Source organism: Candidatus Profftia sp. (ex Adelges kitamiensis) (assembly GCF_020342455.1).
Taxonomy (GTDB): domain Bacteria; phylum Pseudomonadota; class Gammaproteobacteria; order Enterobacterales; family Enterobacteriaceae; genus Profftia.
On the sequence record NZ_CP080506.1, the window covers coordinates 459,993 to 478,478 of the forward strand.

The following is an 18,486-nucleotide window of genomic DNA, read 5'->3' on the forward strand; positions in this document are numbered from 1 at the left end:
AAATATTTTCTTAATTTGGAAAAAATATTCTAATGGCTACAATTTATGTAGACGGCAACAAGTATGAAGTTAACGGAGTATATAATCTTTTACAGGCATGCCTGTCTTTAGGATTTGATATTCCTTATTTTTGTTGGCATCCTACTTTAGGTAGTATCGGATCTTGCCGTCAATGCGCAATTAAACAATATCAAAGCTCGAAAGATACTCGAGGTCGTTTAGTTATGTCATGCATGACACCAGTACATGATGGAACCTTTATTTCCATAGATGATTTTGAAGCAAAAACATTTCGTAAAAATATTGTGGAGTGGTTGATGATCAATCACCCACATGATTGTCCAGTATGTGATGAAGGTGGTAACTGTCATTTACAAGATATGACAGTTATGGTAAGTCACAGTTTACGCCGTTATCGCTTTACTAAGCGTACTTACAACAATCAAGAATTAGGTCCTTTTATTTCTCACGAAATGAACCGTTGTATTACTTGTTATCGATGTATACGTTACTATAAAAACTACGCTGATGGGACTGATTTTGGTGTATATGGTACGCACGATAATATTTATTTTGGCCGTATAGAAAACGGAGTATTAGAAAGCGTATTTTCCGGTAATTTAGTAGAAGTATGCCCTACTGGGGTGTTTACAGATAAAACTCAGTCTAAATATTACAACCGTAAATGGGATATGCAGTTTGCTCCAAGCATTTGTCATCATTGTAGTCTGGGATGTAACATTAGTCCTGGAGAGCGTTATGGAAAAATTTGTCGCATTGATAATCGCTATAATGGTACCATTAACCATTATTTTCTATGTGACCTAGGAAGATTTGGATATGGTTATGTTAACCTAAAGAATCGTCCTCGCCAACCACAACAACGTCTTGGTAATGACTGGGTATACCTTAATGCTGAACAAGCAGTCAAGAATACGGTAGAATTACTGCATCAGGCAAAAAAAACTATCGGTATTGGTTCTCCCCGGGCAAGTATTGAAAGTAATTACGCATTAAGTAAGCTTGTTGGTTTAGAAAATTTTTATAGCGGTATTGAGGAAGGAGAATTAAGCCGTTTACATCTCATGCAAAAAATTTTGCGAGAAGCTGGAGTTTACTCTCCATCTTTAAGAGAGATAGAAAGTTATGATGCTATATTAATTTTAGGAGAAGATATTACCCAGACTGCAGCTCGGGTTGCCTTGGCTTTGCGTCAGGCAGTTAAAGGTAAATCTAGGGCTATAGCTACAGATCATGATATAGCTGGTTGGCATAGCGCAGCTATTGAAACTATAGGTCAGGGTGATAAATACCCATTATTTATTACTAGTATTGATTATACTAGTTTAGATGATATTGCTACTTTTAATTATCGCGCACCCGTTGCTGATCAAGCTCGTCTAGGTTTTGCTATTGCACATGCTCTTGATCATTTTGCTCCAGCAGTTCCAGAGTTATCTGAATTATTACGCAAGAAAGTTAATATGATTGTTCAGGTATTATCTAGTTCAAAAAAACCATTGATTATAGCAGGTAGTAACGCTGGTTATAATCCGTTAATTGAAGCAGCAGGTAATATAGTAAAAGCACTTAAAGCACTTAATACTGAAGTAGGTATTACGTTTATTGCTTCTGAAGCAAATAGCTTTGGATTGGCTATGATGAATACACTACCTATTGATGCTGCATTAGATCAGTTAGAGCAAGGTATCGCTGATTCTGTTATTGTTTTAGAAAATGATTTATATCGTCATGCATTAACTACACGTGTAGATGTAGCTCTTGCAAAAGCACGAAATTTAATAGTAATTGATCATCAGCATACTGCTATTATGGATAAAGCTAACATAATTCTATCTGCAGCAAGTTTTGTAGAAAGTGACGGCACACTAATTAATCAAGAAAGTCGTGCGCAGAGATTTTTTCAAGTTTACGATCCATCATATTATGATGATCACAATAAAAACATAATTTCTATTATATTAGAAAGCTGGCGTTGGTTATATGCATTATATTCTTTTAGAAAAAATAGTAAGATTCATTGGACTACATTAGATCACGTAATAAAATCTTGTACTAACACTTACCCAGAACTTCGAGGTATTATAGATGCTGCTCCTGATGCAAAATTCCGCATTAAAGGACAAAAATTAGCGCGTGCATCACACCGTTATAGTGGTCGCACATCAATACGTGCCAACATTAATGTGCATGAACATAGTCAACCGCAAGATAAAGACACTGCCTTTACATTTTCTATGGAAGGGTACAACGGTACTGTAGAGCAACGCCAGCATATACCATTTGCATGGGCTCCTGGTTGGAACTCTCCTCAAGCATGGAATAAATTTCAGGATGAAGTAGGGGGTCACTTGCGCCATGGGGATCCTGGTGTGCGTTTAATTTTTAATAGTCAATGCTCACTAGATTACTTTAAAAATATCCCTCATGCTTATAAAAAAGATGGTTGGGTAGTTGCTCCTTACTATCATCTTTTTGGTAGTGACGAAATGACTCAACGTTCACCTACTATTCAAGAACGCATGCCAAAAGCTTATGTAATGTTAAATCAAGAAGACGCATTACAGTTAGTTATAAATCGAAATATGTTTTTAGAACTTACTATTGAAGATCAAATACTTACTCTACCAGTACAATTAAGCAAAAATCTTAGATCAGGTCAAATTGGTCTTCCTCTTGGTTTTCCAGGGATATCACCAGTGTTAAATGGTATTAAGGTAAATGTTATTAAGAAAATAAAAATGTAGGAAAACATATAATGACGTATCTGTCTGCAGAAATTCTTAATATTATTTTTATCATCATAAAGATAATATTAATTGTTATGGCGATAGTTTTTTTTGGAGCATTTATGAGCTATGGCGAACGTCGCTTACTTGGCTTATTTCAAAATCGTTATGGACCAAATCGAGTTGGCTGGGGAGGGATGTTACAACTAGTTGCTGATATGATCAAAATATGCTTCAAGGAAGACTGGACTCCGCTTTTTTCTGATCGTGTGATTTTTACTTTAGCACCTATAATTGCATTTTCATCCTTATTAATAGCATTTTCTATTATACCTATTAGCCCCACATTAATTGGAGTAAATTTAAATATTGGCATATTATTCTTTTTGATGATGGCAGGACTTTCAGTCTATGCTGTACTATTTGCTGGTTGGTCAAGTAACAACAAATATTCCTTATTAGGAGCTATGAGAGCATCAGCTCAAACTTTGAGCTATGAGGTATTTTTAGGTCTTTCAGTTATGGGTGTAGTGGCCCGTGCAGGATCTTTTAACATGAATGATATTATTGAATCACAGACTACTATATGGAATATTATACCTCAGTTTTTTGGTTTTTTAACTTTTATGATAGCTGGTATTGCAGTATGTCATCGTCATCCATTTGATCAACCAGAATCTGAACAAGAACTAGCAGATGGTTACCATATTGAATATTCTGGTATGAAATTTGGTCTTTTTTTCTTAGGGGAATATATCGGTATAGTAACTATTTCAGCTCTTCTAGTAACTTTATTCTTTGGAGGTTGGAAAGGTCCTATTTTACCACCAGTAATTTGGTTTATAATAAAAACTTTATTTTTTATAGTAATGTTTGTTCTTATACGTGCCTCACTTCCGCGTCCTCGTTATGATCAAGTAATGTTATTTGGTTGGAAAATTTGTTTACCATTAACGTTATTGAATTTATTAGTAACTGCTGCCGTGATTTTATATCATAATCAATGATGAGATGTAGTTATGACATTAAAAGAATTAGTGTTTGGTTTTGGAACTCAGATTCGCAGTTTGTGGATAATAGCCCTAAATATATTTGCAAGACGCGAAACTCAATTATATCCAGAAGAATCAGTATATTTACCCCCCCGCTATCGGGGTCGTATTGTGTTGACGCGCGATCCTAATGGTGAAGAGCGTTGTGTTGCTTGTAATTTATGTGCTGTTGCTTGCCCTGTTAGCTGTATTTCTTTACAGAAAGCAGAAAGTAAATGTGGACGTTGGTATCCAAAATTTTTTCGTATTAATTTTTCTCGCTGTATTTTCTGTGGTTTATGTGAAGAGGCTTGCCCAACTAAAGCTATCCAGCTAACTCCTGACTTTGAACTAGGTGAATTTAAACGTCAGGACTTAGTATATGAAAAGGAAGATCTTTTAATATCGGGTTCAGGAAAATATCCTGGATATAACTTCTATAGGATAACAGGTATGGCTATTGATGGTAAAGATAAAGGTGAAGCGGAGAATGAAGTAAAACCTATTGATGTTAAAAGTTTATTACCATAAAAGTGATATCATACTAATATTAAATATTTAGATCAGCAAATAGATATACTGGATAGTAAGCAAAGATACAACATTGAGTCTATTTAAATTCAAAGTAATACAGTAATATAGATATAAACAAGGAAACAAGTATGGAATTTATATTTTATATATCATCTCTAATCGCATTGGTTACAACAATCCTAGTGATCTCACATACTAATCCCATGCACGCCTTATTATATCTTATTATATCGTTATTGTCTGTTGCTGTTATTTTTTTCTCATTAGGAGCGTATTTTGCTGGTGCACTAGAAATAATTATTTACGCTGGAGCTATTATGGTTCTATTTGTTTTTGTTGTAATGATGCTCAATATAGGCAATTCTGTAATAGAGCAGGAGCGTTCATGGTTAAAGTTTTCTTTATGGATTGGACCAAGTATTGTATCTTTAATTCTTCTCATAGGACTTATTTATGCTATTATGAATACTAAATATTGTAATATCAATAGAAATATAATTGATGCAAAATTAGTTGGTATCGCTTTATTTGATTCATATTTATTAGCAGTTGAGTTAATATCTATGTTGTTACTGTCTAGTTTAATTGTGGCATTTCATATAGGGTGCAAACATAAACAGGATAAAATTTTGAGTAATAGACTAAAAGTTTATTCAAATAAAGTAAATGAAGGTTGAATACAATAATAATACAGAGGACTAAATATGATCCCGTTACAACATGGTTTAATTCTAGCGGCTATACTATTTGTTATAGGGCTGACCGGTTTATTAGTTAGACGTAACTTATTATTTATGCTTATTAGTTTAGAAATTATGATTAATGCTTCTGCTTTGGCATGTGTAATATCTGGAAGTTATTGGGGTAGTGTAGAAGGTCAAATTATATATGTTTTTGCTATTAGCATAGCAGCTGCAGATGCTAGTATTGGATTAGCACTATTATTACGGTTATATCGTAGTCTTCATACTATAAATATTGATACTGTTAGTGAGATGAGTGGATGAACCTACTTTATTTAATAATACTAATACCATTCATGGGGTTCTTTTTATTGGCATGTTCTAGTGGACGTTGGTTAGAAAGAACTTCGTCTATCATAGGTGTGGGTTCTATAGGTTTAACGGCTCTTGTAACTATTTATGTAGGTTTTGATTTTTTTAGCCAACAAGCTATTGGCATGCGAGTATTTAATCAATATCTATGGAACTGGATAGCAGTAGAAAATTTTATCATTCCAGTAACCTTGACTATTGATGGTTTATCTTTGAGTATGCTTTCTGTAGTAATTGGTGTGGGCTTCTTAATTCACATATTTTCCTCTTGGTATATGCAAGGATCAGAAGGATATTCTCGTTTTTTTGCTTATACTAATTTATTTATTGCTAGTATGGCAGTACTAGTTCTTGCAAATAACTTGTTGCTTATGTATTTAGGATGGGAAGGCGTTGGATTATGTAGTTATCTTTTAATTGGATTCTACTATACTAATTCTGTTAATGGTATGGCAGCAATTAAAGCGTTTATTATAACACGTTTAGGTGATGTTTTTTTTGCTATTGGTTTATTTATTCTTTATAGGGAACTAGGCACTTTAAATATACATGAACTTATGATTACAGCATCACAGAAATTAGAATTAAATTCTACAGCAATAACATTGGCAACGTTAATGCTGTTAGGTGGAGCTGTCGGTAAATCAGCCCAGCTACCATTGCAAACATGGTTAGCAGATGCTATGGTCGGTCCAACCCCTGTTTCTGCACTAATACATGCTGCAACTATGGTTACTTCTGGTGTGTACTTAATTGCGCGTACATACGGTCTATTTATAATTGCACCAACGATATTAGATATCGTCGGAATTATTGGTGTAATAACAATGATTATAAGTGGTTTTTCTGCACTAGTACAAACTGATATTAAACGAGTGCTAGCTTACTCAACTATGAGTCAAATTGGTTATATGTTTTTAGCTCTTGGGGTTCAAGGGTGGGGATCAGCAATTATACATTTAATAATGCATGCTTTCTTTAAGGGATTATTGTTTCTTTCATCTGGTTCAATTATTCTAGCTTGTCATCATGAGAAAAATATGTTTAAAATGGGTGGATTATATAAATCCTTACCATTTTTATATATCTGTTTTTTAATTGGTGGCTCCTCTCTGTCAGCGTTGCCAATATTTACTGCTGGTTTTTATAGTAAAGATGAAATTCTATGGAATGTATTATCTTCTGGTCATATAAATCTTGTAATTGCTGGTTTATTTAGCTCTTTTCTAACATCGTTATATACTTTTCGTATGATTTTTATTGTCTTCCATGGAAAAGAACATATCAAAGTACATGTAAATAAAGGGATTACACATAATTTACCACTAATTATTCTATTAGTTTTATCTACTTATATAGGTAAATTAATTATACCTCCATTAGTTGGAGTATTTCCAGAAAATCACAGCATTATAGTAGGCAGTAAATTAATGTTAGAAATTATTTCCGGTATTATATCTACTTTAGGCGTATTATTAGCGGCGATTTTATTTCTTGGTAAGAGACAGTTCATCAATAAGATAGCAAATAGTATGTATGGTAGATTGTTATCTAAATGGTGGTTCTATTCTTGGGGGTTTGACTGGTTATATAAAATATTTTTTATTTATATTTTTAATTTTATTGCATATTTATTGCAAAATGATCCATTAAATAAACTGATCAATCTATCGGTAGTTTTTATTAAATGGTGTCATTGTGCTCTTATTACCAGCGTAAATGGTAATTTACGCTGGTATATGATATATATGAGTATGGGAGCAGTAATAATATTGGCTTTATTATTATTTATTAAATAAACCTATATTTTAAAATTTAAAATTAAGACTATACAGAGTTATTAATAGTAAATTTTATATAATACAACTTTAAAGGGTATATAAAATACTATGTTATTACCTTGGATAATTATGATCTCGTTTATCGGTGGCGTTTTAAGCTGGCAGAGCGAACGCTTTGGCACTAAATATCCTCGTTGTATTGCATTACTTACAATGATTTTAACGTTATTACTATCAATTAAACTATGGTCACAGATTCATTATACTCTTCTGACTAATTCGCAGGGTATAACTCAGTGGCAATCAGAGTTTTCTACACCTTGGATTCCACGTTTTGGAATTGAATTTCACTTAGCATTGGATGGCTTATCATTATTAATGGTAGTGCTTACCGGTTTATTAGGGATATTGGCTATTCTTTGTTCTTGGAATGAAATTCAGAAATATCAAGGATTTTTTCATCTCAATCTATTATGGACTTTAGGTGGAGTTATTGGTGTATTCTTAGCTATTGACTTATTCTTATTCTTTTTTTTCTGGGAAATAATGCTAGTTCCAATGTATTTTTTAATTGCACTGTGGGGTCATAAGGCATCTGATGGTAAAACTCGTATTAGTGCTGCAACTAAATTCTTTATCTATACTCAATTTAGTAGTCTAATCATGTTGATTGCTATTTTGGGGTTAGTATGTATTCATTATAATATAACTGGTATATGGACATTTAATTATCAAAATCTAATAAATACACCAATGAATTATAACGTGCAGTATTTACTAATGCTAGGTTTTTTTATTGCTTTTGCAGTAAAGATGCCTATAGTGCCATTACATGGTTGGTTGCCTGATGCACATAGTCAGGCACCAACAGCGGGTTCTGTTGATTTATCAGGTATTTTGTTAAAAACTGCTGCCTATGGATTATTACGTTTTAGCCTGCCTTTATTTCCCGAGGCATCTCATAATTTTGCTCCCATTGCGATGTGGCTGGGTGTCATAGGTATCTTTTACGGTGCATGGATAGCTTTTGCTCAAACTGATATTAAACGTTTGATTGCATATACCTCTATTTCTCATATGGGTTTTGTGTTAATTGCTATATACTCTGGAAATCAATTAGCTTATCAGGGTGCTGTTATTCAAATGATTTCTCATGGTATGTCTGCTGCTGGTATGTTTATTATATGCGGTCAGCTATATGAACGTCTACATACTCGTGATATGCGTCTTATGGGTGGTTTGTGGGGTCGTATTATGTATCTTCCTGCACTATCGTTATTTTTTGCTGTAGCTACTTTAGGTATACCTGGAACTGGTAACTTTATTGGTGAATTTATGATTCTATTGGGTAGTTTTCAAATAGCTCCATTTATTGCTGTTACTGCGACTTTTGGTTTAGTATTTGCTTCTGTTTATGCATTAATTATGATGCAACGTGCGTATTATGGTGCTACAAAATCTAAAAATCCTCTTACAGATATGAGTATACGTGAATTATCAATTATTCTACTTTTAATGATTTTGCTGGTTGTGCTAGGTATTTATCCTCAACCAGTTTTAAATATATCTAACATCCCGATGAGTAATATTCAATACTTATTTAATAATTTTAAAATTTAATCACAAGGCCATAAGTAACCATGGTTATCACTCCTCAACATTTGATTGCATTATTACCTTTTTTGATAGTTATGTTCATGGTGATTTTTTTAATGCTAAATATTGCATGGCAACGTAATCATTTATTCAGTGCAACCTGTACAGTAATAGGTTTAATCTTATCTTTTTTTTCTCTTTATTTTACGACAAAGGCTCTTTCCATTATAGATAACCCCTTAATTGTTACTACATTATTTTGTATTGATTATTTTTCTATATTCTATATCAGTGTAATTTTATTATCTAGTCTTGCTACAAGTACTTTTGCTTATTTATGGTTACAAGGCTACCCAGAAAATAAAGATGAATTTTATTTATTACTCCTATTGGCTACATTGGGTGGTATGGTGCTGGTATGTGCAAATCATTTAGTTGCGCTCTTTATTGGTATAGAGCTTACCTCTTTACCAATATTTGGTTTAATTGGTTATGCCTATAACCAAAAAAATTCCTTAGAAGCATCTATCAAATATACTATTCTTTCTATGGCCGTTTCATCTTTTCTTCTGTTCGGTATTGCATTAATATATGCTATATTTGGTGAATTATCTTTTTCTAGTATTAGTAAAAATATTAGTGATGGCATAATGCTACACAACTCTTTACTATTATCTGGTCTAGGTTTGATGTTAGTTGGTTTTGGTTTTAAACTTTCTTTAGTTCCATTTCATTTATGGACACCAGATGTTTATCAGGGAACTCCTGCGCCGGTGTTAACTTTCTTATCTACTAGTAGTAAAATTTCTGTCTTTGCTGTACTTATGCGTTTATTTATGTCTGTTCCTTTAATGAACAGTAAAAATGTTTACTTACTAATAAGTATTATTGCATCTTGTTCTATACTATTTGGAAATATAATGGCTCTTAATCAGAGTAATATTAAACGTTTATTAGGTTATTCTTCTATATCTCATATAGGATATTTGCTAGTACCGTTAATTGCATTACAAAACCAGCATATTGCTTCTGAGGCTATTTGTATTTATGTGTCAGGTTATTTATTTGCTAGTTTATGTGTATGTGGGGTTATAAGTTTAATATCTAGCCCATATAGTGGACCCGATGCAGAATCATTATTCTCATATCGCGGCTTATTTTGGCATAGACCTATTTTATCAGCATTAATGACTATCTCTATGTTATCTCTAGCTGGTATACCAATTATGGTAGGTTTTATAGGTAAATTCTATATTATCTCAGTGGGTGTAATCGCGCATTTTTGGTGGTTGACAGGTTCGGTTATTGTAGGTAGTTCTATTGGTTTGTGTTATTACCTGCGAGTATCTATTAGTATGTATCTGCATGCACCACAACATCTAGTACGTGATACACCAAATAATTGGATACTTACTGCTGGTGGTATTGTAGTTTTAATTTCTGGTGTAACTGTAATTTTATTTGGTATCTTTCCACAACCGTTAATTTCTTTAATACAAGTAGTACAAAATAGTTTATTATATAACTAATGAATTGAATTTTGTTTTAGATGTAATGTATCTTAAAAAGTAATATTATTATAATGTTATAAAGTTAGATAAAATTATTATAATATTTATATAAATAATTACATTTATTAAATGTAATTATCTTATTTTTACAAGAAAAAAATATTTATTTAGTTTATAACTATATAAAGAATTAATTTTAATTAAGTTAATTTTTTATATTTAGTTGTTTTGTTTTTACGATAAAATATTTGATTATATTACAGTATTCTATATTACTCTATATTATCATCTAGAATGAGTTTATTTAAAATATCTTATCTATAATAATCATACTAATTAATTTAAGATTTTTTTAATGATTATCAAGTGATTATGATACATATCATATCAATAAAGCGCAAGAAAAATACTAGCATTATCAATGTATTAATAGATTTATTTATTATACTAATTACTGATATTTATTTTTATTAATAATTCTTGCAACTATTTCCATGGCCTCCTTAGGTTTATCGCTATCTAACCACTGGATTTTATGTTTCCAACTACGTAACCAAGTAATTTGACGTTTAGCTAACTGACGTGTAGCACATAGTGTGCTGTATAACATATGATTATAATTTATTTCATTTTTTATATATGAATACATTTGACGGTAACCTGTGCAGCGCATAGAAGGTAAATCTGTATTTAATGTAGTATATTTTTTAAATAGCATTCTAACTTCATCCTCAAAACCAGTTGCCATCATCTGTTCAAAACGTACAGCAATTCTTTGGTGTAATTGTTTTCGTGTAGTTGGCGCGATAGCAAACTGATGGACATTGTAAGGCAGTACTGTTCCTGAAATTTTAGTAAGTTCAGTTAAAGTTTTACCAGAACTAAAAAATACCTCTAGTGCACGACTTAATCTATATGAATCATTTGGGTGTATTTTTTCTGCAGTATTAGGATCTATACAATATAACTTGCTATGTAGAGTATTCCAACCATATACTTGAGCCCAATTTTTTATCTGGGAGCGAATTTGTATATTTACAGTAGGTAAGGGCGACAGACCTTCTAGTAATACTTTAAAATAAAGCATTGTTCCTCCGACTAGTAAAGGTACTTTTCCCTCCGCGGTTATTTCATTCATTGCATGTATTGCATCTACGCGAAAATTAGCAGCGGAATAACTTTCTGACGGATCACAAATATTAATTAGTCTATGGGGTATCTTTGCTAATTCTTCTTTAGTAGGTTTAGCAGTACCAATATCCATACCACGATATATTATAGCAGAATCAACACTTATTAATCCAATTGGAGAATTATAACAAAGATCTATGGCTAAGGAAGTCTTACCAGATGCTGTTGGTCCCATAATAAAAATAGCAGGAGGGTAATTATAATTTATATTAGTATTCATAAAATTTTTTATTTATTTTATAAATTCTTATTTAATGTGATAATAATATTGTATTTGATTAGTTTATTTGTAATCTATTATTACTATCATTTATTTAAAAATATTCATTAAGATAATATTACTTAGTTATATAATAACTTAAGTGTTACTATAGATTAGTATTATTTATACCCCATTTTTAATATCAACTTTTATAACTTTGTTATCTAGGATATTATAATTAGTTTTTAAGCTAAAAATTAATAAGATAGGTTACTTTAACAAAGTATATTGATGTACTAAATAAAAAAAATAAAATATATATTTTATATGTTTTGTATTTATATATATCATCTTAAATTAAAATCAAGGATAAAAATTTTCAAATTGCATAATATAAATAAATTTATACATAATTTGAATCTAGTTAGGTAATATATATTTAATTAGTAATACACTATAATAAAATTATGTTACTAAGATGATCTATCATCTAGTAGGTTAGGTATACCTTTACTAAAGTAGTATTTTTTAAATTTATTCTAGTTTTCTTATTAAAATACTTACTAAATTAAGATTTATATAATCAAATGGAGCTTAATTTATAATTTATAACTTATTTTAACTGTTATTAAATAAAATTTAATTTATTTACTATAATCATATTATTTTATTTTTTTAGCTTTATAACATACTTAAAAGTATGACTTATACTAAGTCTAGTATATATCATATATTATTGATTTTATATTAAAATATTACATAAAATTAAAATATTATATTTCTATAATAGTTTGATAACTAAATTATTATTTTGTATAATTAAGATAGTATGTGGATTAAACTTATATTTTTAAAATTGTATTCAAATAAATATATTATTTGGTAATAAATTTTTTTCTAATTTTTTTTATTTTAAGTGAATAGACTATATTAAGACCTTCGATCTATTTGCTATTTTATGGCTACTTTGTAATGGATGTTCAAGAAAATATTTTCGCACTCCATTATATATAGCCTTAGCAATTTTTTCTTGATAGGCGGAACTATTTAATAAACGTTCTTCTTTATTATTACTAATAAAACCAGTTTCTACTAATAAAGAAGGAATATCAGGAGAGCGTAAAACTCCTAAACTTGCGTACTCAGGGCGTATTTTATGTAGATTACCAATTAATTTCATTTCACGTATCACTCTTATAGCTACGTCTGTTCCTACGCGTTGTGAGTGACCAAATTGCAAATCTATAACAGCCTGACTCAAGTATTTATCATGACTATTGTTAGCTAATACATCACTTGCACCACCAAGCAGTTTAGTTTTCTTATCATGTTGTTCTTCTAACCAGTTAGCCATTTCATTATTTGCACGTCTATCTGATAACAACCAAACTGAAGATCCTGATACATTATGATTTGGTGCCGCGTCTGAATGTATAGAAATAAGAAGATTAGCTTGTTTTTTGCGCGCTACTTCAGCCCGTCCTATTACAGGTATAAAGTAATCTCCAGTACGTGTAAGAATAGGGTAAAATATTTTATCATTATTCATCAAATTTTGTAAACGCTTAGCAATAGATAAGGTTATATTCTTTTCGTATATACCATGACTACCAACTGCACCAGGATCTTGCCCACCATGTCCGGCATCAATAGCTACTACAATTTTATAAAAATTATAGCAATTACTGCGGTGTAAAGCTGTTATTATTGGTTTTGTTTTTTTAGTTATCAGTGTTGTCTTAGTAGTATTATATTGGTGTTTTTTTATATGACACGTAGTAATTATAGTATTACTATGTATAACATCTCTTGTAGATATATGAATATTATTTAATGATGATTTTACAGATATTGCAGGCACGTCATATTTTATTGTAAATATAGCTAATTTTCCTATATTAAGTATACCTAATTTTATTTTTCTTGTAACATCAAAGATCACCTGAATTGTATCATCTCTTAAATTTTTACCTGTATGAATACAGCTAAGTATATTATTTTTACTAAACTTCATAGGTAATCCCCTAGAAATTTTTTTAGTTTTGGTTATATATACTAGCACTTTATTTAATCTAGATTGAGCAAAACAAGTGTATGTTGGTTGTTTATCAAATATTAAGATTACCTTAGCTTCATTTTGTCCATTTAAAACTTTAATATTAGTGATTTGTGTTGCATTAACTATTTTAGGTAGTAATGATTCAATAAAACATAACCATATGATTATACAAAATTTTTTATATATATACATTTGCTATTGTTTTTGTCCTTTTATTTTTTTTAAAATTAATTTACCATGTATTGTATATGCTTGTATACTGGCTGCACGTCCTTTTCTTTGATAAGAAAGATATATTTTTATATCTGGTTTAGGTAAAAAAATTTCGCTCTGTTGTGACCATTCAGCTAGACAAATAGATTGTGTATTAAAGTAATCCCTAATACCTATAAACTCTAATTCTTCTGGGTTTTTAAAACGGTAAAAATCAAAATGGTGCACATTTATTAACTTTAATTTATAAGATTCTATTAAGGTATATGTAGGGCTTTTAACATTCCCCGTGTATCCTAAAGATCGCAAAAATCCTCTACTAAAGGTAGTTTTACCTGTTCCTATATCACCGTATAAATAAATAATAGTAGCACTATTACAAATAGCTAATGCTATCAAGGTACTCAAGAATATTGTATCTGTTGTGTTTTTGAGAGTACTTGTTATTTTATATATCATGATTATTGATTACGCATTCTTATTAAAATATTTATGAAAAATCTATTTTATATAAAATAATAATTTTATAGTTCTTGTTGTTTATTTTTATAAATGACAAGCGCGCATATATTTTATGTTGGTATAAAAAATATCTTTCATTATCAATTTTTCTATTAAAATATTTATAGTTATTTAATTAATAGTTATAGTCCTTATAATGTATTATTATATATTTGTATAGATAGTATAGTAGATATAAAATATTATATTCTAAAATTTATTTTAGACCTTTTTCCTCTTAATATTTTAATTGTTAAGAATTAGATATATATAACTTAGGACTTTTATTTAAATTATGATAGTTTATTAAGTTTTATTATTTTATATGTCAAATTATTAATAATACGCTAAAATAAAGTAAAATAATTAAAAATTATAGTATTTATCATTTATAATTTTATGAGTAATAATATTATATTAATAATATTAAAAGCTTATTTATTACATCTAGCTATATTATTATAGGCTATTTCTTATGGTATCTTAAAATTAAACTTACTATATTTTTTTATAAAGTATGACATATCATATTATAATGGTAATAATAAATTTTATACTAGTACTAACATCAATATAACCAATCATTTTATTAAATAAATAAAACTATTAATAACTTACTCTAGATACTAATATTATATTAAGATATACCCGTATAGATAAAAAATAACACATTAGCTAGGATAAATAATTATATTTTAATAAATCATTTAATTATCATTAGTATATTAGTTAAATAATTTTTTTCCTAAATAATAAATTTATTAATTTGCTTATTGATATTATTCTAATATAATTATTTAGATAATTTCGATCTTATTTATTTCTGTAATAATAAATAGGTTTATTGATTTTTATTTTGAAATTTATATATAAATATTAGTAGTTAGTAGTCATCAATTTTAAAATTTTTATAAAAAATCACATACTGTAATTATATCTTGTTTATATAAGATATCTTATGAATTTTGACTTATTTAATAATGCACTATGATTCTGATTATAAATTTAATAAGTCGACTATCTAGAAGTTATAGAATAACTTTATTAAAGTAAGAAAATAAACAAAAACATTTTCTAACAATAAATATTGTATATTAGTATAAGAGGTAGATATTTATAATATTTTGTATTTTTAATAAATTAAATCACTTTCTCTGTAGAGAGAACACTTTTAAAAAAAACAGTATAGTTTTTATATCTTATAGTATAGTTTAAAATATTTTAATTATATAGCCCTGAAATTCTATAAGAATCTTACCCCTCTATCAATTAAGATATTAGAGTATATTAACAATATATGAATTTAGTTGTATAGATCAAATGTAGATAAAATATTATTTAGAATAAAAAAATTAAATTATCTTTATATCTTGATTGTTATTAGTTATAAGGATATATTAAGAATAATAACAATTCTATTGTTCACTAAAAGTGAATTATATTTTTATATAACTATGTATTAGTAGTCCCGAAATAAGTAAGCAATAAAATACTTGATAAGTTAGATATAATTTATTTATATTGAATTTAAATAATATTAGTTTATCAGATTAGCAAAATAGTATTTTTGTAATATTTTTAACGTCTTTTATATAAGACCCCTGAATAATTACCATTTATTGAGAATAAAATATTCTTCTTAATTCATTGGATATATTTAGATTAATAGAAAAATAAATATTTTAATGTTTATTGTCTTGACTTAATAAGCAAATTTGACAATTACTTAATTGAGTAATGTAAGTATTTTGTATTCATTAAAATTTATAATATATTTTTTTCTAAATCAGATAATTATATTAAATATATAATATTTTCTTGTATTAATGTTTATTCTAAATCAATAGATTATTCTTGAGTAAGAATGTCTATGTTATATTATTATAATTATAAAGTAATTACGATATATATCAAAAAACTAAAGTATTATCTTATAATCTTTTATTTACACTAAATTAACCATCACATTGATTTAGTTTGCTAATTATTAAAAACTCTAATATTGAACTGATTTAAAATATTAAGGAATTATATTTTTTATTGATTTGATATGTAGTGTTAATAAATTATTAAAATATAAAATAATATTATTACTTATTTAAATAAAAAATATAATAATAAATATTATTATATATAACTTCTTTGTATATCTCTAAATATAATTTATTGATCCTTTTTAATTATTAATTAAACAGCTATTATTACTAATAAAACCACTGTTTTTATAAGTAATAATATTGTAATTTTTTTATTACATGTAAACTACTAAATATTAATTTATAAATATTATTAGATTAGCATTAATTTATATCAATAATGACTACTGTATTTCATGAATATATTTTTATTAAGTGTATTGTAAATAATTGTGGTATTAATGTATATTGATGTTTATCTTTATTAAGATAAATATAAACATCAATATACATCTATTATTGAGTTGTTGTATACTCTATGAATATCTAACAGATAATATCAAACTGATCTATAATATTAAATATTTGTTTTATATAAAATTTACAGATAAAATATCTTATATTGTAATCTACATAGTAGACGATGAATATTATATAAGAAAGTGGATATACAGTAATTACTTAGTAATATTTAGTTATATTATGTATATTAAAGATAGAGAATTTTATTCTATATATAATCTACTCTAGATTTTTTACCTAATTTAGCTCTTTCTTTAGTAAATAGTTAGATTTTATTTCTGTTAGTCTAGATGTACGTAATATACCTACATCTATCACAGTACTAGAAATAGTAATAAATAACATTCCAGATATTTTTCCCCATAACTTCTATTCTTAGATATTTACCATAATACCCTAATGTGTAGTTATAGCTATACACGTCGTCTGTATTCTCTTTTCAATCATAACATTGTTTTATAATGAGTTATATAGATAAAGACGATGATACACTTAAAATGTTATGTTCTTGTACTGATATTATATTAATATCTCATAAATATCTGTATATAAAATAAGAAAAATGTTAATCATAAACTTATTAAGTGGATATAATCGTAAATTAATTTTAGTATTTGAGTCTTCTAGTTTTAAATATAGTATTCTTATTGATGCGGATTATATATTTTTATGTGTGTTTCTTGTCTGATATGCATTTAAATCTGAACATTATTCAATAAAATATTTATATAAGCTAGTAGCTATATTTTTAATTATTATATCTAAATATATAATTTTATTTACCAAATATGTAGCTATTTTGAATATTAGATTAACAATATTAGAGATAAATCATAAGAACTATATTGCTAGTAATAAACTGTACTTATAGTAAGCAATAGCTCTGTCTATATTACGGAGCCATTAAAATAATAATGTTTCTCGAATAGCAGAATATTTATTCTTGTCAATATACGCTATAAAACAAATAATAGATTGTAAAAATAACTATTTAAGTAGATACTTAATACTAAAATATTTATGATAATACTATTATTTTACAATAATTTTTTTAAAATTTAAAGTATTATTTTAATACTTTGATGTATTACTAGGTAGTATAGTAAACATAAAATATAATGTTATAATATGTATATATTATATGATAACCATAGTGGTTTTATATCTCAATTTAGATATATAATTATAGTATAAGATCAAGAAATATAAATAATAAATTTAGGATATCTGTTATAATATACATACTTTTATTTATTAGATTTATTTTTAGCAAGGGAATAATTAAGAGGTTTCTTGAATATTTAACTATTATTATAATTACCTTCCAAATGTAGTTAAATAGTATTTAACATTTAAAATTATGCTTGAAAACATAGAAACTTAATTTAATGTGGTTTATATATTAAGATAATATTTTATGAATACCTAAGAAATATTCAATAATTTGTAATAAATAAAATATAGATTACGTAATTTTACAATATAGTTAGCAAAATAAATTAATTCTTATTTAAGAATTAGTTTATTTGTAAGCCAATAGGTATTTATAAATATTTTTTAATATAATTGAATCTATATTTTATATATGTAAAATGATATTTTATATCAAAGATATATACATTAA

10 protein-coding genes and 1 pseudogene are annotated in these 18,486 nt (G+C 27.7%); 8 read left to right on the plus strand and 3 right to left on the minus strand.

Annotated elements, in window-relative coordinates:
* Nucleotides 1-32: 32 nt before the first annotated feature.
* The 8 genes from nuoG to nuoN all read left to right on the plus strand — a co-directional run bounded on the left by nuoG (nucleotide 33) and on the right by nuoN (nucleotide 10,276).
* Nucleotides 33-2,768 (plus strand): NADH-quinone oxidoreductase subunit NuoG, encoded by a 2,736-nt coding sequence (nuoG, locus tag K0T98_RS01085; protein WP_225639571.1) that lies wholly within the window; start codon nucleotides 33-35, stop codon nucleotides 2,766-2,768.
* Between the two features lie 11 nt (nucleotides 2,769-2,779).
* Nucleotides 2,780-3,757: an NADH-quinone oxidoreductase subunit NuoH gene (gene nuoH, locus K0T98_RS01090; RefSeq protein WP_225639572.1), complete on the plus strand. Its 978-nt coding sequence runs from the start codon at nucleotides 2,780-2,782 to the stop codon at nucleotides 3,755-3,757.
* A gap of 12 nt (nucleotides 3,758-3,769) precedes the next feature.
* Nucleotides 3,770-4,312 (plus strand): NADH-quinone oxidoreductase subunit NuoI, encoded by a 543-nt coding sequence (gene nuoI, locus K0T98_RS01095; RefSeq protein ID WP_225639573.1) that lies wholly within the window; start codon nucleotides 3,770-3,772, stop codon nucleotides 4,310-4,312.
* Nucleotides 4,313-4,443: 131 nt separating this feature from the next.
* Nucleotides 4,444-4,992 carry an NADH-quinone oxidoreductase subunit J gene (gene nuoJ, locus K0T98_RS01100; protein WP_225639574.1) on the plus strand — a complete coding sequence of 183 codons (549 nt, stop codon included), beginning with the start codon at nucleotides 4,444-4,446 and terminating at the stop codon, nucleotides 4,990-4,992.
* 27 nt (nucleotides 4,993-5,019) lie between these two features.
* Nucleotides 5,020-5,322 carry an NADH-quinone oxidoreductase subunit NuoK gene (nuoK, locus tag K0T98_RS01105; RefSeq protein WP_225639575.1) on the plus strand — a complete coding sequence of 101 codons (303 nt, stop codon included), beginning with the start codon at nucleotides 5,020-5,022 and terminating at the stop codon, nucleotides 5,320-5,322.
* Nucleotides 5,319-7,169 (plus strand): NADH-quinone oxidoreductase subunit L, encoded by a 1,851-nt coding sequence (nuoL, locus tag K0T98_RS01110; RefSeq protein ID WP_225639576.1) that lies wholly within the window; start codon nucleotides 5,319-5,321, stop codon nucleotides 7,167-7,169. Before nuoK ends, nuoL begins: the two co-directional genes overlap by 4 nt.
* 90 nt (nucleotides 7,170-7,259) lie before the next feature.
* Entirely contained in the window at nucleotides 7,260-8,771 is a 1,512-nt protein-coding gene (gene nuoM / locus K0T98_RS01115) for an NADH-quinone oxidoreductase subunit M (protein WP_225639577.1), read from the plus strand.
* 20 nt (nucleotides 8,772-8,791) lie between these two features.
* A complete protein-coding gene (gene nuoN, locus K0T98_RS01120) occupies nucleotides 8,792-10,276 on the plus strand; it encodes an NADH-quinone oxidoreductase subunit NuoN (RefSeq protein WP_225639578.1) in 1,485 nt (494 codons plus the stop codon).
* A gap of 433 nt (nucleotides 10,277-10,709) precedes the next feature.
* On the opposite strand, the gene miaA is transcribed toward nuoN, so the two are convergent.
* From miaA to tsaE, 3 genes and pseudogenes are all read right to left on the minus strand, one after another.
* Nucleotides 10,710-11,669: a tRNA (adenosine(37)-N6)-dimethylallyltransferase MiaA gene (gene miaA / locus K0T98_RS01125; protein WP_225639579.1), complete on the minus strand. Its 960-nt coding sequence runs from the start codon at nucleotides 11,667-11,669 to the stop codon at nucleotides 10,710-10,712.
* Between the two features lie 925 nt (nucleotides 11,670-12,594).
* A pseudogene (locus tag K0T98_RS01130) lies at nucleotides 12,595-13,902 on the minus strand (N-acetylmuramoyl-L-alanine amidase); the annotation flags it as partial.
* A gap of 3 nt (nucleotides 13,903-13,905) precedes the next feature.
* Nucleotides 13,906-14,382: a tRNA (adenosine(37)-N6)-threonylcarbamoyltransferase complex ATPase subunit type 1 TsaE gene (gene tsaE / locus K0T98_RS01135; RefSeq protein ID WP_225639581.1), complete on the minus strand. Its 477-nt coding sequence runs from the start codon at nucleotides 14,380-14,382 to the stop codon at nucleotides 13,906-13,908.
* Nucleotides 14,383-18,486 lie beyond the last annotated feature (4,104 nt).

Bases quoted from the DNA above. Each gene is read 5' to 3' on its own strand.
- nuoH (WP_225639572.1), top strand. From the start codon at position 2,780: ATGACGTATCTGTCTGCAGAAATTCTTAATATTATTTTTATCATCATA.
- tsaE (WP_225639581.1), bottom strand. From the start codon at position 14,382: ATGATATATAAAATAACAAGTACTCTCAAAAACACAACAGATACAATA.
- nuoI (WP_225639573.1), top strand. From the start codon at position 3,770: ATGACATTAAAAGAATTAGTGTTTGGTTTTGGAACTCAGATTCGCAGT.
- miaA (WP_225639579.1), bottom strand. From the start codon at position 11,669: ATGAATACTAATATAAATTATAATTACCCTCCTGCTATTTTTATTATG.
- nuoN (WP_225639578.1), top strand. From the start codon at position 8,792: ATGGTTATCACTCCTCAACATTTGATTGCATTATTACCTTTTTTGATA.
- nuoL (WP_225639576.1), top strand. From the start codon at position 5,319: ATGAACCTACTTTATTTAATAATACTAATACCATTCATGGGGTTCTTT.
- nuoG (WP_225639571.1), top strand. From the start codon at position 33: ATGGCTACAATTTATGTAGACGGCAACAAGTATGAAGTTAACGGAGTA.
- nuoK (WP_225639575.1), top strand. From the start codon at position 5,020: ATGATCCCGTTACAACATGGTTTAATTCTAGCGGCTATACTATTTGTT.
- nuoJ (WP_225639574.1), top strand. From the start codon at position 4,444: ATGGAATTTATATTTTATATATCATCTCTAATCGCATTGGTTACAACA.
- nuoM (WP_225639577.1), top strand. From the start codon at position 7,260: ATGTTATTACCTTGGATAATTATGATCTCGTTTATCGGTGGCGTTTTA.